Raw genomic sequence first — 24,246 nt, forward strand, 5'->3', positions numbered from 1 at the left:
CGGCGTCCGGTCGCGGCCCTCTTGCCGCGGCCGTCGAATCGGCCTACAGCGCGTACCGTACGGTACGGTACGCAATTCGCGATGATGCAGGCCAGCGCCACAGCAGAGCAGGACGCCCCGTCGGCACGCCAGCAGGCGGTGCTCGACGCCGTGCTCGGCCTGATGGTCGAGGACGGCGAGCAGCTCACCATGGACGCGGTTGCGCGCCGGGCGAGCTGCTCGAAGGAGACGCTCTACAAGTGGTTCGGCGACCGGGACGGGTTGCTGACCGCGACGGTGCGCTGGCAAGCCTCCCGGGTCCATGCCGGGACTGATAGCGCTCAGGTGCTCGACGGCGCGACCCTGCGGGAGCGCCTGCAGGACTTCGCCGTGACGTGGCTGGAGGTCATCACCGGCCCGACCTCGGTGGCGCTGAACCGCATCGCCATCGCGCATGCGGGCACGCGCAAGAGCAATCTCGGCGGCATCGTGCTCGCGAACGGCCGCTTCGCCATCGGCGAGCGGGTGAAGCCCGTGCTGGAGGCGGGGCGCGCCGCCGGCCTGCTCACCTTCGCCGACAGCGAGGCCGCCTTCCGCACCTTCTTCGGCCTCGTCGGCCGGGATATCCAGATTCGCCTTCTGCTCGGCGAGACCCTCGACCTCGACGGGGCCGAGATCCGGCGCGATGCGGGCCGCGCCGTCGAGCAGTTCCTGGCCCTCTACGGCCGGGCCAACCCCGACCCGAAACACCGAACTTAAGAGGAGACAGACATGCGGGTGTATTACGATCGCGACGCCGACCTGAACCTGATCAAGGGCAAGAAGGTCGCCATCGTCGGCTACGGCAGCCAGGGCCACGCCCACGCGCTCAACCTGCGCGATTCCGGCGTGAAGGACATCGTCATCGCGCTCCGCGAAGGCTCCGCCACCGCCAAGAAGGCCGAGCACGAGGGCTTCAAGGTCCTGTCGGTCGCCGAGGCCGCCAAGTGGGCCGACGTGGTGATGATGCTCACCCCCGACGAGTTGCAGGGCGACATCTACCGCGAGTCCCTCGAGGGCAACATGAAGCAGGGCGCCGCGCTCCTGTTCGCCCACGGACTCAACGTCCACTTCAACCTGATCGAGCCGCGCAAGGACCTCGACGTCCTTATGGTCGCCCCGAAGGGTCCGGGCCACACCGTGCGCTCCGAGTACCTCCGCGGCGGCGGCGTGCCGACCCTGATCGCCATCGCGCAGGACGCGTCCGGCAACGCCCACGACCTCGGCCTGTCCTACGCCTCGGCGAATGGCGGCGGCCGCGCCGGCATCATCGAGACAACCTTCAAGGAGGAGTGCGAGACCGACCTGTTCGGCGAGCAGGCCGTGCTCTGCGGCGGCCTCGTCGAGCTGATCAAGGCCGGCTTCGAGACCCTGGTCGAGGCGGGCTACGCCCCCGAGATGGCCTATTTCGAGTGCCTCCACGAGGTGAAGCTGATCGTCGACCTCATCTACGAGGGCGGCATCGCCAACATGAACTACTCGATCTCCAACACGGCCGAGTACGGCGAGTACGTCACCGGCCCGCGCATCGTCACGCCCGAGACCAAGGTCGAGATGAAGCGCGTGCTGAACGACATCCAGTCGGGCACCTTCACCCGCAACTGGATGCTGGAGAACAAGGTCAACCAGACCTCGTTCAAGGCGACCCGCGCCAAGCTCGCCGCCCACCCGATCGAGGAGGTCGGCGCCAAGCTCCGCGGCATGATGCCGTGGATCTCCGAGAAGGCGCTGGTCGACAAGACCCGCAACTGATCGCTTCGGATGACGACGCGGCCGGGCTTCGCTCGGCCGTCAGGGGCCCGGTCACGCGAAGGCGTGACCGGGTTTGCTCTTTTCCGTGGCGCACCCTTTCCCGGACGCCTGAAACGCAGTGGAAGGTGATCCGGGAACCAGCACAAGAAGCGCCGCGAAAGCGGCACAGGTTGTTGCAGGCAGACGCTTCGCGAAGTCTCTCGCTGGATCCCGGGTCGCATTCCGCTGACGCTCCCTGCGCCCGGGAAAGGGGCGCGCGTGAACGGTCTCACGGCTGGCCCGTCTGGCCGCGCCATATTGTGTCTGGGCAGGCAGGATCACCCGCCCAACGCCCAGGTTGCCGAAGGCGACCCTCATGACCATAAGCCCCGCAGCGGTCCCACCCCTACGAGGACCGGCACGCGGAGAGGACACCCATGGCATCGCTCTATTCCGACGCGCACCGGGCGCTGCAGGAGGAGTTCGGCACCACCAAGCTCGCCGTGCGCCTCGACGAGGACTGGGTCCACGAGAGCATCCAGCCGGACGAGGCCGCCTTCATCGGCTCCCGCGACATGTTCTTCCTCTCGACCGTCGATCCGGACGGGATGCCGACCGTCTCCTACAAGGGCGGCCCCACCGGCTTCGTGAAGGTGCTCGACCCCGGCACGCTGGTGTTCCCGGGCTTCGACGGCAACGGCATGTTCTACTCGATGGGCAACATCGAGGGTCAGGCCAAGGTCGGCCTGCTGTTCATCGACTTCGAGACGCCGCACCGCATCCGCGTGCAGGGCCACGCGACGCTGCTGCGCGACGACGCCCTGATGGCCGAATACACCGAGGCCAAGTACCTCGTGAAGGTCGCGGTGACGAAGATCTGGATCAACTGCCCGCGCTACATCCACAAGTACCGGAAGCTCGAGCAGAACAAGTACGTGCCGCGGCCCGGACGCGAGACCCCGCTCGCCGCCTGGAAGCGCCTCGACCTCGCGGGCGACGTGATCAGCGACGCCGACAAGGCCCGCGTCGCCCAGGAGGGCCGGCTGGAAGTCTCGGAGTACGAGGCGCTGATGGCCCGCGGCGAGGCCTGAGCCGCTACCGCGCCCGCGCCACGATGAACACCCGCGGGAAGGCGAGCAGGCGCCGCCCGTCGCTGCGCGGCGGGTAGGCGGCGTCGATCGCGCGGGTGTAGGCCGCCAGGAAGCCGGCCCGCTTCTCCGCATCCAGCGGGTCGAGGAACGGCCGGAGCCCGGTCGCGCTGACCCACTCCACGATGGCGGCGGCGTCCGCCATGCGGTGGTGGTAGGCGGTGCGCCAGACATCGACCTCGGCGGCGCGCGGCGCCAGCAGGTCGTAGTAGGCGGCGGGTTCCAGCATCCGCCCGAGGCGGCCGGCAATGGCCGGGCCGCCGATCGCGGCCGCCCAGGCGCCGTCCGCCGCGACCGCGCGCATCAGGCGGTGGGTGGGTTCGGAGAGGTTGTCGGGCATCTGCACGGCGAGGACGCCGCCCGGGGCGAGGAGGCCGAACAGCCGCGGCAGCAGGCTCGCGTGGTCCGGCAGCCACTGGAGGACGGCGTTGGCGTAGATCAGGTCCGGGGCGCGCTCGGGCACCCAGGTCGCGGCGTCGGCCTGCGCGAAGGCGAGGCCGGGCAGGCGGGCGCGGGCGCTCTTCAGCATGGCGGGCGACGTGTCGAGGCCAATCACCTCGGCGTCCGGATAGCGCGCCGCGATCAGCGCGGTGGAATTGCCCGGCCCGCAGCCGAGATCGACGGCCAGACGCGGCGCGTCGAGGGGCACGCGGGCGAGGAGCTCGGCGGCGGGGCGGGTCCGCTCGTCCTCGAAGCGGGTGTAGAGGGCGGGGTTCCAGTCGGCCATCACACCCTTTTGTCCGATCCGTTCAGCAGCCGAGCCGGTCGGCGAGGTCTGCCAGGTCCCGCGCCGCGTGGGTCACTGGCACCGTCGGCGCGGTCTCGCCGCCGGCCGGGCCATGCTCGTGCGGGCGGGCGATGTGGGCTGTGGCGAGCCCGTGGCTCGCGGCCGCCGCGAGGTCGTTCGCGTGGGCGGCGACCATCATGGTCTCGCCCGCCGCGAAGCCGAAGGCCGCGACGGCGTCGCGGTAGAGCGCCGGCTTCGGCTTGTAGTCGCGGGAATAGCCGGCGCCGAGGATGGCGTCGAAGATCAGGCCGTTGCGGCGGGCGAGGTCGGCCATCAGCCGGACAGGCCCGTTGGAGTTCGGCGCCAGGAGGTGCTTCTCGCGCAGGCGATGCAGCGCGTCCGGCACCTCGGGCCACGCGTCGAGCCGGTGCCACGCCTGGACCAGCTCGCCCCGCACGGCCTCGGAGACGCCCGCGATGCCGAACTGCGCCAGCACGTCGGGCAGCGATTCGGCCTGGAGCGTGTCGAGGTCGACGTAGGGTCGGGCGCCGGAGCGCACCGTCTCCATCGAGGGATTGTACCGCGCCCGCCACGCGTCCGCGAAGGCGCCGGCATCGAGGTCCGGCGCGAGGGGCGCGAGCAGCCGAGCCGCCTCGCGGGCGACGCCGGAGCGCCAGTCGACCAGCGTCCCGAAGACGTCGAAGACCAGCGCCCGGACGGTCACCGCACCGCCTGGAGGCTCGGACCGCGCCGGACGAAGCCGACGATGTCCTTGACCGCATCGAGCGTCTGCGCCGCGATAATCTCGGCCCGGGCGGAGCCATCGGCCAGCACGGCGTCGATATGGCCCGGATCGGCGGTGAGGCGGCGCATCTCCCCGGCGATCGGCGCGAGGCTCGTCACCGCGAGGTCGGCGAGCGCCGGCTTGAAGGCCGAGAATTGCGCCCCGCCGTAATCGCGCAGCACCTCTTCGCGGGTGATGCCGGCGAGCGCGGCGTAGATCCCCACGAGGTTGTCGGCCTCGGGCCGCTCCTTCAGCCCCGCCACATCGGAGGGCAGGGGCTCCGGATCGGTCTTGGCCCGGCGGATCTTCTGGGCGATGGCGTCCACGTCGTCCGTGAGGTTGATGCGGGAATTGTCGGACGGGTCCGACTTCGACATCTTCTTGGTGCCGTCGCGCAGGGACATGACCCGGGCGGCCGGGCCGCCGATCAGCGGCTCGGTGATCGGGAAGAACGCGTCGCCGTGGCCGTGCGCGGCGATCGAGCCCGAAAAATCGGTGTTGAACTTCTGGGCGATGTCCCGGGTCAGCTCCAGGTGCTGCTTCTGGTCCTCTCCGACGGGCACGTGCGTCGCCCGGTAGGCCAGGATGTCGGCGGCCATCAGGACCGGGTAGTCGTAGAGGCCGATCGAGGCGTTCTCCCGGTCCTTGCCGGCCTTCTCCTTGAACTGGGTCATGCGGTTCAGCCAGCCGAGGCGGGCGACGCAGTTGAACACCCAGGCGAGCTCGGCGTGCTGCGGCACCTGGCTCTGGTTGAACACGATCGACCGCTTCGGATCGATGCCGGCGGCGAGGAAGGCGGCCGTGACCTCGCGGATCTGGCCGCGCAGTGCCTCAGGGTCCTGCCAGACGGTGATCGCGTGCAGGTCGACCACGCAGTACAGGCACTGCGCGTCGCGCGCCTGCATCTCCACGAAGCGCTTCACGGCCCCGAGATAGTTGCCGAGATGCAGGTTGCCGGTGGGCTGGACGCCCGAGAAGACCAATTCGGTGAACGCGGCCATCGGCGCCGATCCTGAGCAAGGGAAGACCGGGGCTCCGCGCCGTCCGGGCGCGGGGTTACTCGCACCCGTAGGCCGGAATGGTCAAGGACGCGCTCACGGCTCCCGCGTGGGCAGCTTCGCGCTGGGGCAGAGGTCGACCAGCACGCAGCGCCCGCAGGCCGGGCGCTGATGATGGCAGACCTTCTGGCCGTGCAGCATCAGGATCTCGTGATTGTCGTAGAGATCCTGCGCGCTCCAGTCGGCGGGGAGCTGCGCCCGCAGGATCTGGTGCGCCGGGCCGACATCGACCCGCCCGCCGATCAGCCCGAGGCGCTGGGCGACCCGGTGATGGTGGCTGTCCACCGGCAGGGCCGGCATCCGCAGGGTGGAGAAGGACAGGACCGCCGCGCTGGTCTTCGGCCCGACGCCCGGGATCGCCTGCAGCCACGCCCGCGCGGCCTCGACCTCCATGTCGGCCAGGAAGGCGAGGTCGAGGCTGCCGCACCGGGCGCGCAGCGCCCGGAGCACGTCGCGGATGCGCGGCGCCTTCAGCTCCGGCCAGGTCACGCCCGCGATGGCGGCCTCGATCTCCGGCACCTCCGCGTCGATCACCGCCTCCCAGTCGGTGAAGCGCGCGCGCAGGGCCTTGAAGGCCCGGCCGGACTCGGCGTTGCGGGTCCGGTGCGACAGGAGCGAAGAGATGAGTTCGCTGACCGGATCCAGGCTGTGGAAGTACGGGATCGGGCAGCCGTAGACCGGGCAGAGCCGGGCATGGACCGCGAGCGCCTTCTCGGCGAGGGCGGGATCCGTGACGGCGGGGGCCGGCTTGCGGCGCGGATGCGGGGCGGTCCCGGTTCTAAGATCGGCGGCGGGCATGTCGGGCGAATCCGCGAGCCCGTATCGCTGTTCCTGGCAGTTCGAGGCAGCGGCGATCTGTCCGCCTGCCGGGCTCGCACGCTTCCGGCGGAGAGCACGGCCGGCGGCGACGCGCGACCTGTTCCCTCTCCCGCACGGGAGAGGGGACCCGCGCCCGATCCTGAAGCTATCGTCGGAGCAGAAGGGCGCCGCACGCCCGCGCCGGATGGCGGTCGCCTACTTCACTAGCGCATAAATATTCACATCCAGGTTGTCGTCGGTGCCGTCCTTGAGGTCTGTGGCGTATTCCTCGACGAACCGGTCCTGCACGACGATGTCCTTGGCGTCGAGATAGGCGGTCAGCGTCTCGTAGGTGCTGTCGATCGACTCGTAGGAGCCCTTGTGGGCGAAGCGCAGCGCCTTGCCGGAGGGCGTCGTGCCGAAGCGCAGGCCGTCGGTCTCGGCCGGCGCCGGGCTGGGCGCGGCCGCCACGGGGATCATCGCCTCGAACTCGAACCCGTCGTCGTCGGTGCGGGTGAAGACCGCCAAGGGCCGGCCCGCCGGCGCGACGCCGAGCTTGGCGAGGTCGGCCTCCATCCGCGCGAAGGCCTGCTTCAGGTTCGGCACGGCCTCCTCCCACTTGGTCTTGCCCGACAGGATCGCGGCGGGCTTGGCCGGCAGGGTGACCTCGTCGACGTCGCCCGGCTCGCCGGCCTTGTCGATGAGCGTCGGGCGCGCGGGCGTTCCCACGGCGGATTGTCCCGCGGGCGGGGGGGCCACCGATTGCTGCGGGGCCGGGGCCGCGCTCTTGTTCGGGTCGGCCACCGGGTTCGGCGCCGTCGTGGTCGGCAGCGGGTTCGTCTGGGCCGGCGCGGGCGCCGCGGACGGCGGCGGCGCGGGCTGCTGCTGCGCGGCGATCGGACCGCCCGACGCGAGCACGAGGGCGGTCGAGAGGGCAACGAGCGGACGAAGGCGGATCACGGGCGGCGCTCCGGTCGAGGCCCGCGGATGATCGCGCGGGCTCCCGCCGCGTAACCTAGTGGCGAACGGGACGGCCCGCGAGGGCGCCGTGGACGAGAGCCGCGGGTGCGGCGCATCTGCCACGCCGCTGCACCCCTCGCGTCGGGCGGTCGCTTTTGCGATATAGCCGGCCCCTTCCTCACCTGCGGGACCGCATGAGCGCACTCGCCCACAGACGCTTCCTGAAGATGCACGGCGCCGGCAACGCGATCGTGGTGCTGGACCTGCGCGGCTCCGTCGCGACGGTGCGGCCCGAGGAGGCGCGGGCGATCGCCCAGGATCCCGCCTCGGCCTTCGATCAGCTGATGGTCCTGCACGATCCCGTGAGCCCGGGCACGGACGCGTTCCTGCGAATCTACAACACCGACGGTTCGGAATCGGGCGCCTGCGGCAACGGCACGCGCTGCGTCGCCTACGCGATGCTCGACGACCCTGCCATGGCCCGGCCGGCCGAGGGCGGGCGGCTGACCCTGGAGACTCCCGCCGGCCTGCTGGGCGTGCGCCGCGTCTCGGAGCGGGCCTTCACGGTCGATATGGGCCGGCCGCGGCTCGCCTGGGACGAGATCCCCCTGTCGGAGCCCTTCCCCGACACGCGCCGGATCGAGCTGCAGATCGGCCCGATCGACGATCCGATCCTGCACTCGCCGGCCGTCGTGAACATGGGCAACCCGCACGCGGTGTTCTTCGTGGAGCAGGATCCGGGGTCCTTCGATCTCGCCCGGATCGGCCCAATGCTGGAGAATCATCCGCTGTTCCCGGAGCGCGCCAACATCTCGGTGGCGCAGGTGACGGGCCGCGAGACGATCAAGCTGCGCGTCTGGGAGCGCGGCGCCGGGCTGACGCTCGCCTGCGGCACCGCCGCCTGCGCCACCGTGGTGGCTGCCTCGCGCCTCCGGATGATCGGCCGGCAGGCCAGCGTCGCGCTGCCGGGCGGCGAACTGTTCGTCGAGTGGCGCGCCGACGACCACGTCCTGATGACCGGCCCGGTCGCGCTCGTCGCCGAGGGGACCCTGGCGCCGGAGCTGTTCGACAGCGCGGCCTGATGGCGGTCGAGACCCTCACCTTCGGCTGCCGCCTCAACACCGTCGAGTCCGAGGCGCTGCGGGCTCACGCGGCGGCGGACGGGCGCGACCGCGTGGTGGTGAACACCTGCGCGGTCACGGCCGAGGCCGGGCGGCAGGCCCGCAAGGCGATCCGGCGCATCGCGCGGGAACGGCCCGGGGCCGAGATCGTCGTCACCGGCTGCGGCGCCGAGGTCGAGACGGAGGCTTACGCGGCCATGCCGGAGGTGGCCCGCCTCGTCGGCAACGCCGAGAAGCTGCGGCCCGACGGCTGGTCGTCGGCCGCGACCGGCCCGGGCGCCGTCATGGCGGCGCGGGTGGCCGAGCCGACGCGGATCGAAGCCATGGCCGGGCACACCCGCGCCTTCGTGCCCGTGCAGAATGGCTGCGACCACCGTTGCACCTTCTGCGTGATCCCGTTCGGCCGCGGCGTCTCGCGCTCGGTGTCGGCTTCCGACGTGATCGCGCAGGTCCGGACCCTCGTGGCACATGGCGGCCGCGAGGTCGTGCTCACCGGCGTCGACCTCACCGCCTACGGCCGGGATCTCGCCGGCCCGGCCCCGTCGCTGGGTGGCCTCGTGCGGTCGATCCTCCGGGCGGTGCCCGACCTCCCGCGCCTGCGGCTCTCCTCCATCGATTCCGTGGAGGCCGACGACGCCCTGCTGGCGGCGATCGCCGAGGAGGAGCGGCTGATGCCCCACCTGCACCTGTCGCTGCAGGCCGGCGACGACCTGATCCTCAAGCGCATGAAGCGCCGGCACCTGCGCGCCGACGCGATCCGCTTCTGCGCGACGGTGCGGCGGCTGCGGCCCGACATGGTGTTCGGCGCCGACCTGATCGCGGGATTCCCGACGGAGACGGAGGCGCAGTTCGCCCGCTCCCTCGCCCTCGTGGCGGAATGCGGCCTGACGCACCTGCACGTCTTCCCCTATTCCCCGCGCCCCGGGACGCCGGCCGCGCGCATGCCGCCGGTGGCGCCGGATGCGATCCGCGCGCGGGCGGCGCGGCTGCGGGAGGCCGGGTCCGACGCCCTGCGCCGGCACCTCGACGCCCAGGTCGGCCGCCGTCTCACGGTGCTGGCGGAGCGCGGCGGCGTCGGGCGGAGCCCGGATTTCACCGCGGTGCGGTTGCCGGGCGCGGCCGAGGCGGGAACGTTCCACGACTTCGCCATCGCCGGCCACGACGGCGCGCGGCTGATCGGGGCCTAGCGCTACCCGTTCCCGTCGAGACAGAGCCTGCGTGGCCGACCGTGACGCGGGTCCCCTCTCCCGTGCGAGAGAGGGACAGGGTGAGGGATGTGCGGCATCCGCAGAAAGCTCGACGGACCCGCACGTCGACCGCGTGCTCGATCCTGACGCTTCTCGCCCCTCACCTCAGCCCTCTCCCGCACGGGAGAGGGGGCGCGTCGCGCTCTGCCGCTGCCGATATGCTCCGCCGGACGCGTGCGAACCGCGTCGCCTGTCCGCGGCATTGAGGCGGGCGCCGTAGCCCCGCGCCGGATCGCGCCGCGGCTCACGCCCCCATCGCCGCGACGGCCTCGGCGATGTGTGGCGGCGGCGGCGCCGTCACGGTGATCGCGTCGCGCTTCGGGTAGAGCGGGATCGACAAGGTCCGCGCGTGCAGGTGCAGGGCGCTGCCCCGCGGGGCCCCGCCGTAGATCGCGTCGCCCAGGATCGGCCAGCCGGAGGCGGCACAGTGCACGCGGAGCTGATGCGTCCGGCCGGTGACCGGCTTCAGCGCCAGCCAGGTCCGCCCGCCGGCGCGGCCGAGCACCCGCCAGTGCGTCAGCGACGGGTCGCCCGCGGGGTCGGCCTTCATCCACCACGAGCGCGGATCGTCCGAGCGGCGGGCGAGCGGCAGGTCGATGCTGCCGACCTCCTCCGCGGGGCCGCCCTCTACGATCGCCCAGTAGGTCTTGTCGATGGCGCTGCCGGAGAACAGCTTGCCGAGCCGCGCCAGGGCCTTGGCGTGGCGGCCGAGCGCGAGGCAGCCGGAGGTGTCGCTGTCGAGCCGGTGCGCGGCCTCGGGGCGGCGGGGCAGGCCGAACCGGAGGGCGTCGAGGTGGTCGGTGAGCGTCTCGCCGCCGCGGGGACCGGGATGGACCGGCAAACCCGCCGGCTTGTCGATGACGAGCAGCAGGGCATCGCGGTAGAGGAGGCGCGCGCCTATGTCGAAGGCGTTGGACATCCGGATCGGCTAGAGGGTCGGTGCCGGCGGGGCAAGGTGGGGCGAGGACGCGATTTCATGGCGAGCGAGGAGAAGCCCGGCTGGTTCGGACGCCTGTTCGGGCGCAAAGGCCAGCCCGGACCCGAGGATCAGCTCGCGGACAAGCCCGAGGACAAGCCGGAGGCCGAACTATCACCGGAGGCCGCCTCGCCCTCCGAGGGGGAGCCGGACTTCGCCACCGCCGCGGAGGATGTCGCGCACGTCCCGCTGCCGCCCGAGGAGACCGGCGAGCCGGTCCCGGACGCGGTCGAGGGCGCGGACCTGCTGCCCGTGGAGGGCGAGTCGGAGCGCCCGCCGGCCGGCACCGCCGGCGACGACCCCGCGCACGGGGCCGACCCGGTCGATACGGGCGATGTGGTCCGGGAGCCGGCGGTCGAGGCGATGCCCGACATCCAGCCCATCGACAGCGCCGCGGCCCTCGCCCACGACGCCGGCGCCGGGCCGGACCGCGAGCCGGAGGCCAAGGGCTGGTGGAACCGCCTCACCTCGGGGATGAAGCGGACCTCGTCGGCCCTGTCCGACCGGGTCACCGGCCTGTTCACCAAGCGCAAGCTCGACGCCACCACGCTGGAGGATCTTGAGGACGCGCTGATCCAGGCCGATTTCGGCCTGGAGACCGCGATGCGGGTCTCGGAGGCGGTCGGCAAGGGCCGCTACGAGAAGGGCATCTCGCCGGACGAGGTGCGGGCGATCCTGGCCGCGGAGGTCGAGCGGGCGCTGGAGCCCGTGGCGGTGCCGCTGGCGATCGATTCCGCGAAGAAGCCGTTCGTGATCCTCACCGTCGGGGTGAACGGCGCCGGCAAGACCACGACGCTCGGCAAGCTCGCCTCGAAGCTGCGCGCGGAGGGGCGCACCGTGATGCTGGCGGCGGGCGACACGTTCCGGGCGGCGGCGATCGACCAGCTCAAGGTCTGGGGCGCGCGCACCGGCACGCCGGTGATCAGCGGCGCGCAGGGTGCCGACGCGGCGGGCCTCGCCTTCGACGCCCTCAAGCAGGCCTCCGCCGCCGGGACCGACGTGCTGCTGATCGACACGGCGGGCCGCCTCCAGAACAAGGCCGGCCTGATGGACGAGTTGGAGAAGATCGTCCGGGTGCTGCGCAAGCAGGATCCGGAGGCGCCGCACGCCACGCTCCTCGTCCTCGACGCCACGGTCGGCCAGAACGCGCTCAGCCAGGTGGAGCTGTTCTCGCAGGCGGCCCCGGTCTCCGGCCTGGTGATGACCAAGCTCGACGGCACCGCCCGGGGCGGCATCCTGGTGGCGCTGGCGGCGAAGTTCGGCCTGCCGGTGCACTTCATCGGCGTCGGCGAGGGCGTGGAGGATCTGGAGCCCTTCGCGGCCCGGGACTTCGCCCGGGCGATCGCCGGGCTGGAGAAGGATTAGGACGCGGCCGCCCGCCGAGCTTTCGTGCGCGACGTCATGGACATCGCGCGCTCCGCGTTCCACACACCCCGGAAAATCCCGTTCGACGCGTCCAGCCCCTCGTGAGCGTCGTACCAGAGCCTATCGAGCGTATGCAGATCGAATCCGTCCCCCCGCACCGCCACCTGCCGCCGCTCGTGAAGCTGGCGCTGGAACTCGGCCCGCTGGTGCTGTTCTTCTTCGGCAACGCCTATTCCGAGAAGTTCGGCGTCGCTCCGGACCAGAAGTTGTTCGTGGCCACCGGCCTGTTTATCGCGGCGACCGTGGTGGCCCTGGCGATCCACTACGTGATGGTGCGGCGCCTGCCGATCATGCCGCTCGTGTCCGGCGTGGTGGTGGTGGTGTTCGGCGGCCTGACCCTGGCGCTGCAGGACAAGACCTTCATCATGGTCAAGCCGACCATCGTGAACGCCCTGTTCGGCACCGTGCTGCTCGGCGGCCTCGCCTTCGGGCGCTCGCTGCTGTCGGTGGTGCTCGATTCGATGTTCAGCCTCACCGACGAGGGCTGGCGCAAGCTGACCTTCCGCTGGGGCGTGTTCTTCTTCGTCCTGGCGGCCCTCAACGAGCTGGTGTGGCGGACCCAGACGGAGGATTTCTGGGTGAACTTCAAGGTGTTCGGCATCATGCCGATCACCGTGCTGTTCGCCCTGGCGCAGACGCCGCTGCTGACCCGCTACGAGCGCAAGAACCCGCAGCCGGAGGCGTAAGCCTACTGCGCCGCCGCGACCTTGCCGGCGGCGCGGATCCGTGTGAGCACGCTCGCGAAGTTCTCCGGTGTGAGGATGCCGACGAGCTTGTCGCGGATCACACCGTCCGGCCCGATGATGAAGGTCTCGGGCACGCCGTAGACGCCGAAATCGATCGCCGCCCGGCCGCCGGCATCGGCGCCCACCGCGCTGAACGGCACGCCGTGCCGCGCCAGGAAGCGCTGCCCGGCCTCCGGGTTCGGCTCCTTGTAGTCGATGCCGACGAGCCGGATGCCGGGCTCCTTCGCCAGACGCATCAGCATCGGGTGCTCCACCTGGCAGGGGGCGCACCACGAGGCGAAGACGTTGAGCACCGTGATCTGGCCCTTCAGATCCGCGCTGGACAGGCCGGGCACGGGCGCGCCGCCAGCCGTGAGCCCCGGGACGGCGGGCAGCGCGAATTGCGGCACCGGCTTGCCGATCATCACGGACGGCAGGGCGGCCGGGTCGACGCCGGAGCGCAGGCGCAGGAACAGCACGGCAGCGAGCGCCGCGAAGGCGAGCGCCGGCACGATCAGCAGCAGCGAGCGGCGGACCGGCGGCACCGGTCCGGTGGTCTCGTCGAGGGGCGCGGTCACCGCCGGTCCTCGCCGAAGCCCTTCAGGGCGCGCACCTGCGCCCGGCGGTCGCGCAGGGCGTTGCCGACCAGGGCGACCATCACGGCCGCCGTGAACACGTAGGCCGCGAGGATGAAGCCGCCGTGAGACCCGAGATCCATCGCCGCGATCCTAGACCGGTTGGCCGACCGGCATCGGCGCCGGTGTTGGGGTGATGCGCGGCTGGGCGCGGTCGAGGCGCTCGGCCTCGCGGATCGTGAGCGTCCGAACCCGGCGTCGCATGATCTCGGTGCGCATCGCGTAGAGATGCAGGGTCGTCCCGCCGAGCGTCGCGGCGCCGATCATGATCAGCAGGGGGTAGAGCATCGACGGATCGATGGTCGAGCCGCCCATGCGCAGGATCGAGGCCGGCTGGTGGAGGGTCGACCACCAGTTCACCGAGAACTTGATGATCGGCAGGTTCACGGCGCCGACGAGGGTCAGGATCGCCACCGCCCGCGCGGCGCGGTTCGGATCCTCGAGGGTCCGCCACAGGGCGATGATCCCGCAATAGATCAGCAGCAGGATCAGCATCGACGTCAGCCGCGCATCCCAGACCCAATAGGTGCCCCACATGGGCTTGCCCCAGAGGGAACCGGTGACGAGGCAGATCAGCGTGAAGGCCGCCCCGATCGGCGCCGCCGCCCGCTGGGCCACGTCGGCGAGCGGGTGCCGCCAGACCAGGGTGCCGATCGCCGACAGGCTCATCGCCCCGTAGAAGAACACCCCGAGCCACGCGGCCGGGACGTGGATGTACATGATCCGCACGGTCTCGCCCTGCTGGTAGTCGGGCGGCACCACGAAGAAGGTCTGGTACAGGCCGAGCGCCAGGACGCCGAGCGACAGGGCCGTGAGCCAAGGCACCAGCACCCCGGACCACCGCATGAAGTGGCTGGGATTGGACAGGCGGGTCCAGAGGGAAGGCGTCATCGCGGCTGCGGTCTCGGACATCGTCGCCAAGGGTCTACCCTAAGGTGCGGTGCAGCAACAATGCGAAGTCTGGCCGCGTCCGTCCGGCGCTTCGGAGGCGCGACGCCGCGGCGGCACGCGCACCACGAACCCGACGCACGACCCCTTGCGCATGGCGGGCAGATTGCGCATATAGATACGAACAAAAAGAGAACAAAAGAGCAAAATCCAACAAACCTGTGGATGATGCCGTCGAAATTTTCCGGAACGAGCCCGCATGCGAACCGCCGACAAGCAGATCGCCGACATCCTCGTCCGCTACGGCGAGCCCTTCGGGGGCAACGTCTGGCGCGTCCAGGGGACCGCGGTGATCTACCACAAGACCCTGGAGCGCATCGCCGCGCAGGCCGGGATCGTGTTCGAGCCGCCGACGGTCATCCGCGCCGAGCGGGACGAGGCCGTGATCCTGGTGACCGGCCGCCTGCCCGGCGCGAAGCCCGGGACCGACCGCGTCGAGTGGTCGATGGGCGAGGCCCTCGTCAACGTGAACTACCGCGTCTCAGGCAAGCAGGCGGCCTACGTCTACGCGATGGCCGAGAAGCGCGGGAAGGACCGCGTCATCCTCAAGCTCATCGAGCTACACGGTCTGGTCTACTCGGAAGAGGAGGCCGACGAGTTCCGCGCCCATCAGATTCCCGTCCGGGCGGTGGACGAGGATTTCGAGGAACCACCCGCCTTCGACGAGGTCACCGAGGCCGAGGGCGACCTCAAGCGCCGCATCGACGCGGCCGGGACGATCAACGCGGTCACCGACCTGATGCTGGATGGCGACACCCAGGCCGTGCTGGCGACGATGCCTCCCGGCACCCGCGACGAGGTGCGCGACTACGCCAAGGCGCGCCTCGTGGCGCTCGGCTGGCCGAAACGATCGGGTCGCCGCAGCGCCGCCTGAACCTGTTCTCACCCCACCGAAGGAGACCGCCATGCATCGCGCGACGAGCCGCCGCACCATGAAGGCCCGCCGGGATTCCCGCCACGGCTGGAGCATCGAGACCCTGTCCTACAGCCCGACCCGGATCGTCCGCCTGGGGTCCGAGAAGGTTGCGATCCTGTTCCCGCCGGTCGAGCCCGGGGCGTCCTGGCAGCTCTACCCGCATCCCGACACGTTTCCGGGCCTCAATTTCGAGGGTCTGCCCGAGCCGCTGCGCCCGGAATTCCTCGCCTTTCCGGATCTCCCGGAGGTCGAGCGGTTCCTCGGCATCCGCGTCGCGGAGTCTGTCGCGCTGGCGGCGTGAGCCGTCCGGTCAGCGCGGCGGCCAGGGCGCGCCGCGATGGAGCGCTTCGGCTTCCGGGGTAAAACGGCCGTCGGGACCGTGCAGTACCAGCGGCGGGAGCAGGGCCGCCGCCGCGCGGCTGCCCCGGGTCGCGGTGATCAGCACACGGATCGCGGCCGTATCGCCGCGGGCATGGACCGGGCGGATCGCCAGGCCGCCGTAGCGCCCCTTCAGGGCATCCAGGCAGGCCGGGAGCGCGTCGGCCCTGTGGATCAGCCCGAGACGGCCCCCGGGCCGCAGGATCGCCGTGCAGGCGCGGATCCAGGCCTCCAGGCTACCCTCCGCAAAGGTATGGGCGGAGGCCCGGCCGGGATGGGGCGACGCGCGGTGGCTGCCGGCCGCGAAGAACGGTGGATTGGTGAGAACCACGTCGAACCCGTCCGGCTGGAGGCCGGCGGCGCGGCGCTCCGCTGCCGGGGCGAGGACGTCGGCCACCAGAACCTGCGCGTCGATCCCGTTGCACGCTGCGTTCGCCCGCGCCTGCTCGGCAAGGGCGGGGTCTCGCTCCACCAGCGTCGGCTTGAGGCCTGGTACCAGCACGGCGCAGGCGAGGCCGACCGCGCCGGTCCCGGCGCCGACATCGCAGACCCGATCCCCGGCCCCCGGAACGAGCAGCCGAGCGAGCAGCACGGCATCGGTCCCGGCCCGGTGCGCGCCCTTGGGAGGCTGATGCAGGCGCAGGAGGCCGCCGAGGAAGGCGTCCGGCTCCGATGTCACGGCTGGCGCAACTCGTGGGCGATCCCGGCATCGGCCAGCAGCCGCCGGGCCTGCGCTTCGTGGTCGTGCGCGACGAGCAGACGCTGTCCGAAGACGCCGATCGAGCCCTCCATCAGGCTCATGTGGCTGTCCGCCACGAGGACCGGGATCTCGGCCGCCTCAAGGACCGAGCGGGCGAACCCGATCAGCACGACATCGTTGGCGCGGATCAGCTCGATCATCGCGGGTTGGCCCCCGTGAAGATCCGGATCGGCGGTTTCGTCGCGCGCGATCCGCGCGGTCGGCACCCCATATCCAGCCCGGGACGATGTTGCGGCGCCGCGGGGCGCGTGCGAAGGGATCGCCCGCCCCCCGTGGGGCGACCGGTCTGGAGGTCACGGATCTTGGGTATGGCCCTCTCCATCGAGAATCCGAAGCCCGAGGCGGAGGCGGGGCTCAACGACCTCGTCGCGCTCGTGGCCGACGGCATGGCGCGGGTCAACACCACGATCCTGTCGCGGACGGGATCCGACGTGGCGATGATCCCCGAGGTCGCCAACCACCTGATCGCCTCCGGCGGCAAGCGCCTGCGCCCGATCCTGACGCTGGCCTGCGCCCAGCTCTGCGGCTATGCGGGCGAGACCGACGGCGACGTGAAGCTCGCCGCCAGCGTCGAGTTCATGCACACCGCGACGCTCCTCCACGACGACGTGGTCGACGAGAGCGACATGCGCCGCGGCCGCGTCGCGGCCCGGATCAAGTGGGGCAACGAGGCCTCCGTGCTGGTCGGCGACTTCCTGCTCGGCCAGGCCTTCCGCATGATGGTGGAGGTCGGCTCCCTGCGGGCGCTCGACATCCTCTCGGCCGCCGCCACGGTGATCGCCGAGGGCGAGGTGATGCAGCTCACCAACGCCAAGAACCTGGAGACCGACGAGGCCGCCTATCTGGCGGTGATCCGCGGCAAGACAGCCGAGCTCTTCGCGGCCGCCTGCGAGGTCGGGCCGGTGCTCGCCGGACGGCCCGAGGCCGAGCAGGCGGCGGCCCGGTCCTACGGGATGAATCTTGGCATCGCCTTCCAGCTGATCGACGACGTGCTCGATTACGGCGGCACCTCCGCGGAACTCGGCAAGAACGTCGGCGACGATTTCCGCGAGGGCAAAATCACCCTGCCGATCGTCCTGGCCCATCGCCGGGCCAGCGAGGGCGAGCGCGGCTTCTGGCGGCGTACCCTGCAGCAGGGTGAGATCGGCGACGGCGATCTGGAGACGGCCCTCGACCTCCTGCAGCGCCATGGCGCCCTGGAGGAGACCGTGGCCCGCGCCCACCATTACGGTGCCGAGGCCCGGGCCGCCCTCGACGTCTTCCCCGACGGACCGGTCAAGGCCGCGCTGATCGGCGCCGTCGAGTTCTGCGTGGCCCGGGCGCGCTGAAACGCGACCTCACGGTTAACCCGGCGGCGACAACTCGTACCCAGGGCCACGGCCCGCCGTCGGCCGCGCTGCCGGCGACGCGTTCGGCGTAGAACCGCCAGAGCTTGATGCGGCGGTCCGCGACATCCTTGTCGTCCCCCATGCCGAGTCCCCTGCGGGATCGCTTCGACCGACTCGGTGATGCGTCAACGCGTCACGGGGGCGAGGGCATCGGCCAATGCGGGCGCGAGCCCGCGCAGTTCCTCCAGGTGCGCGGCCGTCAAGGTCCGCAGGAGCGCCTCGGCGTGGGAGGTGAGCGCGAGCGCGCTTCGCCGCCTGTCCTCGACGGCGCGCGTCTTGGACAGCAGGCCGGCCTCCACCATCCGGGCGACCAACTCGGCGGCGCTGTGGGGCGCGATCAGCAGCTGCTCGCCAGCAGGCCGACCGTGGCGGGTGCCCGTCCGGCATGGCCCGCCAGGGTCAGCAGGGCCTGATGCTGCTGCGGCGGCAGACCCGCCCGGGCCGCCGCGGCCTCGCTGAAGGCGAGGAAACGGCGGAGCCGGAACCGGAAATCCGCGAGCGCTGCATATTGCTCGCGTGACATCGCCCAGTGCCCGGGCGCATCCGCCGCCATGACAGCCTTCGTGAAGAATTCCCGTCCGGACGATGCCCCGGGTTCGGTGCCATGTCGTGTCCCATCGCCCAAAGCCGTGTTTTAATATATCGGATAACGACATAAATGACGGGTTTGGGGACAGGAGACCTTGATGAGCGGCGGGACCGATCGGGAACGCGGTGGCGATCAGCCACTGCGTCGGGCGCTGGGGGATTGCAGCGCGGACCGGAGGGTCCTGACGCTGGCCGGGATGGCGGTCGTGACCGGGACCGCTGCCAGCGGCACCGCCTGGATCCTGCTCACCCTCATCGGCCTGGTGACTAATCTCGCGTGGTACGACCGCCTCGACACGGCCCTGACCTCCCTGGCCGGCGCGACGCCCGAGCTCTGGATGGTGGCGATCCCCGTGATCGGGGCGCTGATCGTCGCTGCCATGGCGCGCTACGGCTCGGAGAAGATCCGCGGGCACGGGATCCCCGAGGCGATGGAGGCGATCCTGATCGGCGGCAGCCGCATGTCGCCCAAGGTGGCCGTGCTCAAGCCCCTGTCCTCGGCGGTGGCGATCAGCACCGGCGGCCCGTTTGGCGCCGAAGGGCCGATCATCGTGACCGGCGGCGCCGTCGGCTCGCTGTTCGCGCAGTTCTTCCACCTCATCGCCGCCGAGCGGAAGACCCTGCTGGTGGCGGGGGCTGCCGCCGGCATGACAGCGATCTTCGGGACGCCCGTCGCGGCCGTGCTGCTCGCCGTCGAGGTCCTGCTGTTCGAGTGGCGGCCCCGCAGCCTGGTTCCGGTGGCGGTCGGCGCGGTGACGGCGGCTTGCTGGCGGCCTGACCTGTTCGGTGCCGGACCGCTCTTCCCCTTCGTCGACAACCCGACCCTGCCGTGGTGGGGCCTGCCCGCCTGCGCGGCGCTCGGCATCGCCTGCGGGCTGATCTCCGGCGCGCTCACACGGGCTGTCTACGCCCTGGAGGACGGATTCGGCCGGCTGCCCCTGCACTGGATGTGGTGGCCGGCCCTCGGCGCCGTCGTGGTCGGCCTCGGCGGCCTCGTCGAACCCCGGGCGCTCGGCGTCGGCTACGACGTGATCCACGATCTGCTCTCCGGCCACCTCCTGGTTGGCGCCGTCGCGACGATCCTGGTGGTCAAGGCGGTGATCTGGCTCGCCGCCCTGTCGTCGGGGACCTCCGGGGGCGTGCTGGCACCGCTCCTGATCCTCGGCGGTGCGGTGGGCTGGCTGATTGGTCTCGTCCTGCCGGGCGCTCACGGCTTCTGGGCGCTGATGGGCATGGCGGCGATGCTGGGCGGCACGCTGCCGGCGCCCCTCACCGGCGTCGTCTTCGCCGTCGAGGTGACCGGTGACGTCGCGGCCCTGGCGCCGCTCCTGGCGGCCACCATGGCGGCCTACGCGGTGACGGTGCTGCTCCTCAAGCGCTCGATCCTCACGGAAAAGATCGCGCGGCGCGGGCAGCACGTGACGCGGGAATACGGCATCGATCCCTACGATCTCGCCCGGGTCGAGGCGGTGATGACCCGGACGGTCGAGACCCTGGACGCGGATCTGCCCCTGGCGGAAGCGCTCGCCGCCATCGAGACCGGCAGCCACCATGCCTATCCGGTCGTGGACGGCGCGGGCCGTCCCGTGGGCCTCGTCTCGCGCAGCGACGCCCTGGGCTGGACCCTGGAGGAGCGCGACGGCGACGCGCAGGACGGGACGCTCGGGGAGCGCGTCTCCGATGCCGATCTCGCAACCGTCCATCCGGGTGACGTGGTCTCGCACGCCATCGACGTGATGCTGGCTGCCGGTCAGGGGCACCTGCCGGTCACGGATCCGCACAGCGGCGAACTCGTCGGCCTGTCGACCCGCAAGGACCTGCTGCAGGTGCGCGCCACCGTCGTGCCGGCCGAGGCCGAGCGCCGCGCGTTCTACCGGAAGGGGCTCGGTGCGCGCCGCGCACGAACGGGAGCATGACCATGACGCCGCGCATGCCCGGGCGACCCATCAGCCTCGACCGGCTCGATCCGGGCGGTTGCTACCTGATAGCCGGTCAAGACGGGCCGGATCTCGCTCTGCTGGTCACGCGGGACGGGCGGCGGGAAGCGCTGCTCCTGAACCGACGCGACGGCGAAGGCCATCTGCGGATCGTTGCCGAACGCGCGGCCGACGCCGAAGTCCTGGTCCTCCAGCGCGCCTTCGTGGTGCCGAGCGGCGCCCTGGCCGACAGCACCTTCGTGCGCGACGCCCTCCCGCCGGCCGCGCTGCATCTCGCCGAGGGGTGCGCCTACCTGCGCGGCCGCGACGCATCCGGCCACCTGGCGACCTTCGAGGTCGGCAGCGGCCGCGCCCGCGCGATCGATCTCGCCGACCTGCCGCAGGCCCGGTGCTGGCGCGTCATGGTGCCGGAGGGACGGGGGGTGGTCACGGTCTACGAGGCCAAGCCCGCCTGAGGGGCGCCCTCCGGACGGCTCAGCGCAGGAAGGTCGGCGCCACCCACCACGCGGGATGGGCGGCGCGCAGGGCCGCGGCGGCCTGAACCGCTCCGCGCCGATCAGCGAAGAGTGCGAAGACCGTCGCGCCGGAACCCGACATCCGGGCCAGCCGGCAACCTCGGGCGCGCAGGGCCGCCAACACCTCGCCGATCACCGGCGCCACGGTCAGGGCCGGCGGCTCCAGATCGTTGCGGGCCTCGGCCAGCGCCGACAGCAGGGCGTCGGCGCCCATGTCCCGCGCGATCGCCGGGTGCGGCGCCCCGGCGAGGTCCTGGCCGACGGCGAGGCCCAGCGCCTTGAAGACGGGGGCCGTGGCGACCGGGACGCCGGGATTGATCAGCACCGCCGGCAGCGGCGCGAGTCCGAGGGCCGGCCCGATCGTCTCGCCGGCGCCGCGCATCATCCGGGCGCGCGGGTCGAGGCAGACCGGGACGTCGGCTCCGGTTTCCTGCGCCACCGCGACGACGGCATCGTGGTCGACGGGCAGATCGTTGAGGCGCGCCAGCAGTCGCAGGGCGGCGGCTGCGTCCGAGGAGCCGCCGCCGATCCCGGCCGCGACCGGCAGGCGTTTCACCAGATGGAAGGTGCCCGTCCGCAGACCCGGCAGACGGGCGGCGAGCCCCCGGGCCGCGCGCAGCACGAGATTGTCGTCCGTGGGGCCGGCCGGGCCGGCGGTGGGGCCACTGAYGGTCAGGCCGAGGGGCGCGTCGGCTTTTAGGGTCAGGCGGTCGGCGGTCCCCGCGAAGGCGACGAGGCTCTCGAGCGCGTGGTAGCCGTCGCCCGCGCGGCGGCCGAGGATGTGGAGCGTCAGGTTGACCTTGGCGGGGGCGCGATCGGCGAGCAGGGGCACGGGGTCTCGGACAGGTCGTGGCAGCGTGTCCCGAGGCTCTACAGGCTCGCGTGCAGGAACAACAGCTCAGCCGAGCGCCGCGCCCGGATCCCCGTGCGGCCGGTACGGCAGCGCGTCGCCAACTCGGACCATACGCAGGTCTTCGGCGAGTTCCACCAGCCCGTCGCTGGCCGCGAGGCCCGACAGGGCGCCGCCGGGCGCCGGGACCGCCTCCGGGAGGCCGTCCGGTCCCGGGCGCAGGCAGACGCGCAGGTATTCGCGTCGGCCGGGCCGCTTCTGCTGGTCGAAGCCGCTGCGGACCGTGACGGCGGGCGCCGTGTCCCGCGCACCCGAGAGGTGCAGGATGAGGGGGCGGACCACGGCGACGGCGGTCACGTAGGCGGCGGCCGGATTACCCGGCAGCCCGACGAAGGGCGTGCCGGCCACGGTCCCGAGCGCCACCGGACGGCCGGGTTTGATCGCCAGGCGCCAGAAGGTCAGCGCCCCGGCGGCCTCTACGGCGGCGCGGACGTGATCTTCCTCGCCGACCGAAACGCCCCCCGAGGTGAGGATCAGGTCATGGTCCGCGGCGGCCTCCGCGATGCGCGCCCGCAGAGGTGCGGGTTCGTCGCGCAGGATGCCGAGATCGACCGGCTCCGCGCCGAACCGCCTCAGGAGCGCGGCGAGCATCGGCCGGTTGGCGTCGTGGATCCCGGCGGGCGGCAGGGGTTCGCCGGGTGGCGTCAGCTCGTCGCCGGTGGAGAACAGCGCCACCGTCAGGGGCCTCCGCAGGCGCAGCGCGGGCACGCCCGACGCGGCGGCGAGCGCCAAATGCCGCGGTCCGAGGCGGGTTCCGGCGCGGATCACCACGCTGCCGCGGGCGACGTCCTCGCCGGCCCGCCGCCGGTGCGAGCCCGGCATGAGACCCTCGGGAAGGACCACGGTGCCGCCCTCGACCCGCACGTCCTCCTGCATCGCGACCGTGTCGGTTCCCGGCGGCATGGACGCCCCGGTGAAGATCCGCACCGCGACACTGGGCGCAGGATCGGAGGCCGGGTGGCCGGCCGGGACACGGCCCGCGAGGGGCAGGCGCGTCTCGCCCGCTCGGGCGAGGTCGGCGGCCCGCACGGCGTAGCCATCCACCGCAGCGTTGTCGAAGGGGGGCAGGTCGAGGGGCGCGATCAGGTCCTCCGCGAGGACCCGGCCCTCCGCGCCCGCGAGCGGAACGGTCTCGATCCCGGACAGGACCGGGAGGCGCTCCCGGATCAGCGCGACCGCATCGGCGACCCGCATGGGCGCGGGCGCGGCGTCGAAGCAGTCGGCGTTCAGGCGACCCATGGCGTTGCTGGGTGGGACGGGTGCGGGCGGGTCGGCACGGGCGGCCTCGCGGGCTGGGACGCGTCGGCTTGCGGCATCGGCGCCGCGCGATCAAGCCCACGCCGTGGCCGCGGTGCGCGCGATCCTCTAGGCTCCCGCCCGCCATGGCGCTTACCGAATCCACCGCAGCCCTCCCGTGCCAGCGTCATCTCTTCGAGGTGCCCGACGATGTCTGCTACCTCGATGCCGCCGCGTGGGCGCCGCTGCCGCGGGCCGTGCGCGCTGCGGGCGAGGCCGGCATCCTGACCAAGAGCCGCCCCTGGGACCATCCCCGGGAGGCGATCCCGGTCTGGGCCGAGCGGGCGCGCGGCGCGGCCGCCCGGCTGATCGAGGCTGACGCGGACGATGTCGCGATCGTCGGCGCGGTCAGCCACGCCATGGCGGTGGCCGCCCTCAACCTCGCCCCGAGGCCGGGGGGCCGCCTGCTGCGCGTCGCCGACGAGTTCCCGTCCCTCCGCTTCGCGTTCGACCGGCTCGCCGAGCGCACCGGCCTCATTGTGGAGGAGGTCCCGCGTCCGCCGGACGGAGACTGGACCGCCGCCGTCGCGGCCGCGATCACGCGGCCGGGTGCGGCGCCGCTCGCCCTCGCCACCCTCACGCCGCTGCACTGGACCGATGGCGGCCTGATCGACCTCGATCGTCTGGCGCCGGCGGTCCACGCCGCGGGCGCGGCCCTGGTGATCGACGCCACCCAGGCTGTCGGCGCCGTTCCGGTCAGCGTCGCCCGATGGCGCCCCGACTTTCTGGCCTTCCCGACCTACAAATGGGCGCTCGGACCCTACGGTCTCGCCTTCCTGTACGCCGCCCCGCACCGTCAGCTCGGTGTGCCGGTCGAGGACAATATCGGAAACCGGCCTCCCGCCGCGGGCGCGCGCCGCTACGACCGGGGCGAAGTCAACGACCCGGTGGCGCTGCGCATGGCGGCGACCGGGCTGGAGCAGATCGAGGAATGGGGCGTTGCGGCGGTCGCGGCCCGGCTGCGCGGGCTGACCGACCGTTTGGCGGAGGGGGGCGCCGCCCTCGGACTGACGCCGGCGCCGCCTTGCCTGCGCGCACCGCACATCCTCGGGTTGCGGCCCCCCGCGGGACTTCCGGCCGGCCTCGCCGATCGTCTGCGCCGGGACAAGATCTTCGTCAGCGAACGCTCGGGTGCTCTGCGCATCAGTCCCCATGTCTGGGCGCACGAGGACGACCTCGCGCGCTGCATTGCCGCACTGCGCACCGCACTCCCGGGACTCGCCTGAGACGGAGCGGAGACGCACCTCCAAAATATGG

26 protein-coding genes and 1 pseudogene are annotated in these 24,246 nt (G+C 72.1%); 13 read left to right on the forward strand and 14 right to left on the reverse strand.

The window, feature by feature from the left end; translation table 11 throughout:
• Window positions 1-81 precede the first annotated feature (81 nt).
• The 3 genes from ACXJKQ_RS05390 to ACXJKQ_RS05400 all read left to right on the forward strand — a co-directional run bounded on the left by ACXJKQ_RS05390 (window position 82) and on the right by ACXJKQ_RS05400 (window position 2,840).
• Entirely contained in the window at window positions 82-738 is a 657-nt protein-coding gene (locus ACXJKQ_RS05390; protein WP_457104739.1) for a TetR/AcrR family transcriptional regulator C-terminal domain-containing protein, read from the forward strand.
• Window positions 739-750: 12 nt separating this feature from the next.
• A complete protein-coding gene (gene ilvC, locus ACXJKQ_RS05395) occupies window positions 751-1,770 on the forward strand; it encodes a ketol-acid reductoisomerase (RefSeq protein WP_457104740.1) in 1,020 nt (339 codons plus the stop codon).
• Between the two features lie 416 nt (window positions 1,771-2,186).
• A complete protein-coding gene (locus tag ACXJKQ_RS05400) occupies window positions 2,187-2,840 on the forward strand; it encodes a pyridoxamine 5'-phosphate oxidase family protein (RefSeq protein WP_457104741.1) in 654 nt (217 codons plus the stop codon).
• Between the two features lie 4 nt (window positions 2,841-2,844).
• On the opposite strand, the gene tam is transcribed toward ACXJKQ_RS05400, so the two are convergent.
• The 5 genes from tam to ACXJKQ_RS05425 form a co-directional block, all read right to left on the reverse strand.
• Window positions 2,845-3,624 (reverse strand): trans-aconitate 2-methyltransferase, encoded by a 780-nt coding sequence (tam, locus tag ACXJKQ_RS05405; protein ID WP_457104742.1) that lies wholly within the window; start codon window positions 3,622-3,624, stop codon window positions 2,845-2,847.
• Window positions 3,625-3,646: 22 nt separating this feature from the next.
• Window positions 3,647-4,348: a haloacid dehalogenase type II gene (locus ACXJKQ_RS05410; protein WP_457104743.1), complete on the reverse strand. Its 702-nt coding sequence runs from the start codon at window positions 4,346-4,348 to the stop codon at window positions 3,647-3,649.
• Entirely contained in the window at window positions 4,345-5,409 is a 1,065-nt protein-coding gene (gene trpS / locus ACXJKQ_RS05415) for a tryptophan--tRNA ligase (protein WP_457104744.1), read from the reverse strand. The genes ACXJKQ_RS05410 and trpS overlap by 4 nt, the downstream gene beginning before the upstream one ends.
• Window positions 5,410-5,502: 93 nt before the next feature.
• Complete coding sequence (locus ACXJKQ_RS05420) at window positions 5,503-6,264, reverse strand: endonuclease III domain-containing protein (RefSeq protein WP_457104745.1); 762 nt, start codon at window positions 6,262-6,264, stop codon at window positions 5,503-5,505.
• A gap of 216 nt (window positions 6,265-6,480) precedes the next feature.
• Window positions 6,481-7,224: a GyrI-like domain-containing protein gene (locus tag ACXJKQ_RS05425; RefSeq protein WP_457104746.1), complete on the reverse strand. Its 744-nt coding sequence runs from the start codon at window positions 7,222-7,224 to the stop codon at window positions 6,481-6,483.
• 194 nt (window positions 7,225-7,418) lie between these two features.
• Here ACXJKQ_RS05425 and dapF point away from each other — a divergent pair, with 194 nt between their 5' ends.
• On the forward strand, window positions 7,419-8,306 hold the full coding sequence (gene dapF, locus ACXJKQ_RS05430) for a diaminopimelate epimerase (protein WP_457104747.1): 888 nt from the start codon (window positions 7,419-7,421) through the stop codon (window positions 8,304-8,306).
• A complete protein-coding gene (gene mtaB / locus ACXJKQ_RS05435; protein ID WP_457104748.1) occupies window positions 8,306-9,532 on the forward strand; it encodes a tRNA (N(6)-L-threonylcarbamoyladenosine(37)-C(2))-methylthiotransferase MtaB in 1,227 nt (408 codons plus the stop codon). Before dapF ends, mtaB begins: the two co-directional genes overlap by 1 nt.
• A 304-nt stretch (window positions 9,533-9,836) precedes the next feature.
• On the opposite strand, the gene ACXJKQ_RS05440 is transcribed toward mtaB, so the two are convergent.
• Window positions 9,837-10,511: an RluA family pseudouridine synthase gene (locus ACXJKQ_RS05440; RefSeq protein WP_457104749.1), complete on the reverse strand. Its 675-nt coding sequence runs from the start codon at window positions 10,509-10,511 to the stop codon at window positions 9,837-9,839.
• 57 nt (window positions 10,512-10,568) lie between these two features.
• Between ACXJKQ_RS05440 and ftsY the strand changes: the two genes are divergently transcribed.
• Both ftsY and ACXJKQ_RS05450 read left to right on the forward strand, forming a co-directional pair.
• Window positions 10,569-11,933 carry a signal recognition particle-docking protein FtsY gene (gene ftsY, locus ACXJKQ_RS05445; protein ID WP_457104750.1) on the forward strand — a complete coding sequence of 455 codons (1,365 nt, stop codon included), beginning with the start codon at window positions 10,569-10,571 and terminating at the stop codon, window positions 11,931-11,933.
• A 131-nt stretch (window positions 11,934-12,064) separates the two neighbouring features.
• Window positions 12,065-12,679, forward strand: a complete 615-nt coding sequence (locus ACXJKQ_RS05450) for a septation protein A (protein ID WP_457104751.1) — start codon at window positions 12,065-12,067, stop codon at window positions 12,677-12,679.
• Between the two features lie 2 nt (window positions 12,680-12,681).
• Here the strand turns inward: ACXJKQ_RS05450 and ACXJKQ_RS05455 are convergent, their stop codons facing one another.
• From ACXJKQ_RS05455 to ACXJKQ_RS05465, 3 genes are read right to left on the reverse strand one after another with little or no spacing between them, the layout of a single operon-like run.
• On the reverse strand, window positions 12,682-13,296 hold the full coding sequence (locus tag ACXJKQ_RS05455) for a DsbE family thiol:disulfide interchange protein (protein ID WP_457104752.1): 615 nt from the start codon (window positions 13,294-13,296) through the stop codon (window positions 12,682-12,684).
• On the reverse strand, window positions 13,293-13,436 hold the full coding sequence (ccmD, locus tag ACXJKQ_RS05460; RefSeq protein WP_457104753.1) for a heme exporter protein CcmD: 144 nt from the start codon (window positions 13,434-13,436) through the stop codon (window positions 13,293-13,295). Before ccmD ends, ACXJKQ_RS05455 begins: the two co-directional genes overlap by 4 nt.
• A 10-nt stretch (window positions 13,437-13,446) precedes the next feature.
• Window positions 13,447-14,244, reverse strand: a complete 798-nt coding sequence (locus ACXJKQ_RS05465; RefSeq protein ID WP_457104754.1) for a heme ABC transporter permease — start codon at window positions 14,242-14,244, stop codon at window positions 13,447-13,449.
• A 256-nt stretch (window positions 14,245-14,500) separates the two neighbouring features.
• Here ACXJKQ_RS05465 and ACXJKQ_RS05470 point away from each other — a divergent pair, with 256 nt between their 5' ends.
• Both ACXJKQ_RS05470 and ACXJKQ_RS05475 read left to right on the forward strand, forming a co-directional pair.
• On the forward strand, window positions 14,501-15,175 hold the full coding sequence (locus tag ACXJKQ_RS05470) for a trna delta -isopentenylpyrophosphate transferase (RefSeq protein ID WP_457104755.1): 675 nt from the start codon (window positions 14,501-14,503) through the stop codon (window positions 15,173-15,175).
• 31 nt (window positions 15,176-15,206) lie between these two features.
• Window positions 15,207-15,518: a hypothetical protein gene (locus ACXJKQ_RS05475; protein WP_457104756.1), complete on the forward strand. Its 312-nt coding sequence runs from the start codon at window positions 15,207-15,209 to the stop codon at window positions 15,516-15,518.
• 9 nt (window positions 15,519-15,527) lie between these two features.
• On the opposite strand, the gene ACXJKQ_RS05480 is transcribed toward ACXJKQ_RS05475, so the two are convergent.
• Window positions 15,528-16,274, reverse strand: coding sequence for a tRNA1(Val) (adenine(37)-N6)-methyltransferase (locus ACXJKQ_RS05480; RefSeq protein WP_457104757.1), 747 nt, complete (start codon window positions 16,272-16,274; stop codon window positions 15,528-15,530).
• Window positions 16,271-16,495, reverse strand: coding sequence for a putative signal transducing protein (locus tag ACXJKQ_RS05485; protein ID WP_457104849.1), 225 nt, complete (start codon window positions 16,493-16,495; stop codon window positions 16,271-16,273). Before ACXJKQ_RS05485 ends, ACXJKQ_RS05480 begins: the two co-directional genes overlap by 4 nt.
• Window positions 16,496-16,663: 168 nt before the next feature.
• Here ACXJKQ_RS05485 and ACXJKQ_RS05490 point away from each other — a divergent pair, with 168 nt between their 5' ends.
• A complete protein-coding gene (locus ACXJKQ_RS05490) occupies window positions 16,664-17,683 on the forward strand; it encodes a polyprenyl synthetase family protein (protein ID WP_457104758.1) in 1,020 nt (339 codons plus the stop codon).
• Between the two features lie 185 nt (window positions 17,684-17,868).
• Here ACXJKQ_RS05490 and ACXJKQ_RS05495 read toward each other — a convergent pair.
• Window positions 17,869-18,296: pseudogene (locus ACXJKQ_RS05495) on the reverse strand (MarR family winged helix-turn-helix transcriptional regulator).
• Window positions 18,297-18,429: 133 nt separating this feature from the next.
• Here ACXJKQ_RS05495 and ACXJKQ_RS05500 point away from each other — a divergent pair.
• Entirely contained in the window at window positions 18,430-20,247 is a 1,818-nt protein-coding gene (locus tag ACXJKQ_RS05500) for a chloride channel protein (protein WP_457104759.1), read from the forward strand.
• A gap of 14 nt (window positions 20,248-20,261) precedes the next feature.
• Window positions 20,262-20,723: a hypothetical protein gene (locus ACXJKQ_RS05505; protein ID WP_457104760.1), complete on the forward strand. Its 462-nt coding sequence runs from the start codon at window positions 20,262-20,264 to the stop codon at window positions 20,721-20,723.
• A 19-nt stretch (window positions 20,724-20,742) separates the two neighbouring features.
• Here ACXJKQ_RS05505 and ACXJKQ_RS05510 read toward each other — a convergent pair whose 3' ends face one another.
• Complete coding sequence (locus ACXJKQ_RS05510; RefSeq protein ID WP_457104761.1) at window positions 20,743-21,615, reverse strand: 4-(cytidine 5'-diphospho)-2-C-methyl-D-erythritol kinase; 873 nt, start codon at window positions 21,613-21,615, stop codon at window positions 20,743-20,745.
• Window positions 21,616-21,681: 66 nt separating this feature from the next.
• Complete coding sequence (locus tag ACXJKQ_RS05515; protein WP_457104762.1) at window positions 21,682-22,932, reverse strand: molybdopterin molybdotransferase MoeA; 1,251 nt, start codon at window positions 22,930-22,932, stop codon at window positions 21,682-21,684.
• 143 nt (window positions 22,933-23,075) lie between these two features.
• Here ACXJKQ_RS05515 and ACXJKQ_RS05520 point away from each other — a divergent pair, with 143 nt between their 5' ends.
• Window positions 23,076-24,215: an aminotransferase class V-fold PLP-dependent enzyme gene (locus tag ACXJKQ_RS05520; RefSeq protein ID WP_457104763.1), complete on the forward strand. Its 1,140-nt coding sequence runs from the start codon at window positions 23,076-23,078 to the stop codon at window positions 24,213-24,215.
• Window positions 24,216-24,246 lie beyond the last annotated feature (31 nt).

The sequence above is a fragment of the Methylobacterium sp. P5_C11 genome (assembly GCF_054049775.1).

Excerpts from the sequence above, each read along its gene's own strand:
- ACXJKQ_RS05390 (WP_457104739.1), top strand. The coding sequence starts at position 82 with ATGATGCAGGCCAGCGCCACAGCAGAGCAGGACGCCCCGTCGGCACGC.
- ilvC (WP_457104740.1), top strand. The coding sequence starts at position 751 with ATGCGGGTGTATTACGATCGCGACGCCGACCTGAACCTGATCAAGGGC.
- ACXJKQ_RS05400 (WP_457104741.1), top strand. The coding sequence starts at position 2,187 with ATGGCATCGCTCTATTCCGACGCGCACCGGGCGCTGCAGGAGGAGTTC.
- tam (WP_457104742.1), bottom strand. The coding sequence starts at position 3,624 with ATGGCCGACTGGAACCCCGCCCTCTACACCCGCTTCGAGGACGAGCGG.
- trpS (WP_457104744.1), bottom strand. The coding sequence starts at position 5,409 with ATGGCCGCGTTCACCGAATTGGTCTTCTCGGGCGTCCAGCCCACCGGC.
- ACXJKQ_RS05420 (WP_457104745.1), bottom strand. The coding sequence starts at position 6,264 with ATGCCCGCCGCCGATCTTAGAACCGGGACCGCCCCGCATCCGCGCCGC.
- dapF (WP_457104747.1), top strand. The coding sequence starts at position 7,419 with ATGAGCGCACTCGCCCACAGACGCTTCCTGAAGATGCACGGCGCCGGC.
- mtaB (WP_457104748.1), top strand. The coding sequence starts at position 8,306 with ATGGCGGTCGAGACCCTCACCTTCGGCTGCCGCCTCAACACCGTCGAG.
- ACXJKQ_RS05440 (WP_457104749.1), bottom strand. The coding sequence starts at position 10,511 with ATGTCCAACGCCTTCGACATAGGCGCGCGCCTCCTCTACCGCGATGCC.
- ftsY (WP_457104750.1), top strand. The coding sequence starts at position 10,569 with ATGGCGAGCGAGGAGAAGCCCGGCTGGTTCGGACGCCTGTTCGGGCGC.
- ACXJKQ_RS05450 (WP_457104751.1), top strand. The coding sequence starts at position 12,065 with ATGCAGATCGAATCCGTCCCCCCGCACCGCCACCTGCCGCCGCTCGTG.
- ccmD (WP_457104753.1), bottom strand. The coding sequence starts at position 13,436 with ATGGATCTCGGGTCTCACGGCGGCTTCATCCTCGCGGCCTACGTGTTC.
- ACXJKQ_RS05465 (WP_457104754.1), bottom strand. The coding sequence starts at position 14,244 with ATGACGCCTTCCCTCTGGACCCGCCTGTCCAATCCCAGCCACTTCATG.
- ACXJKQ_RS05470 (WP_457104755.1), top strand. The coding sequence starts at position 14,501 with ATGCGAACCGCCGACAAGCAGATCGCCGACATCCTCGTCCGCTACGGC.
- ACXJKQ_RS05475 (WP_457104756.1), top strand. The coding sequence starts at position 15,207 with ATGCATCGCGCGACGAGCCGCCGCACCATGAAGGCCCGCCGGGATTCC.
- ACXJKQ_RS05485 (WP_457104849.1), bottom strand. The coding sequence starts at position 16,495 with ATGATCGAGCTGATCCGCGCCAACGATGTCGTGCTGATCGGGTTCGCC.
- ACXJKQ_RS05490 (WP_457104758.1), top strand. The coding sequence starts at position 16,664 with ATGGCCCTCTCCATCGAGAATCCGAAGCCCGAGGCGGAGGCGGGGCTC.
- ACXJKQ_RS05500 (WP_457104759.1), top strand. The coding sequence starts at position 18,430 with ATGAGCGGCGGGACCGATCGGGAACGCGGTGGCGATCAGCCACTGCGT.
- ACXJKQ_RS05505 (WP_457104760.1), top strand. The coding sequence starts at position 20,262 with ATGCCCGGGCGACCCATCAGCCTCGACCGGCTCGATCCGGGCGGTTGC.
- ACXJKQ_RS05515 (WP_457104762.1), bottom strand. The coding sequence starts at position 22,932 with ATGGGTCGCCTGAACGCCGACTGCTTCGACGCCGCGCCCGCGCCCATG.
- ACXJKQ_RS05520 (WP_457104763.1), top strand. The coding sequence starts at position 23,076 with ATGGCGCTTACCGAATCCACCGCAGCCCTCCCGTGCCAGCGTCATCTC.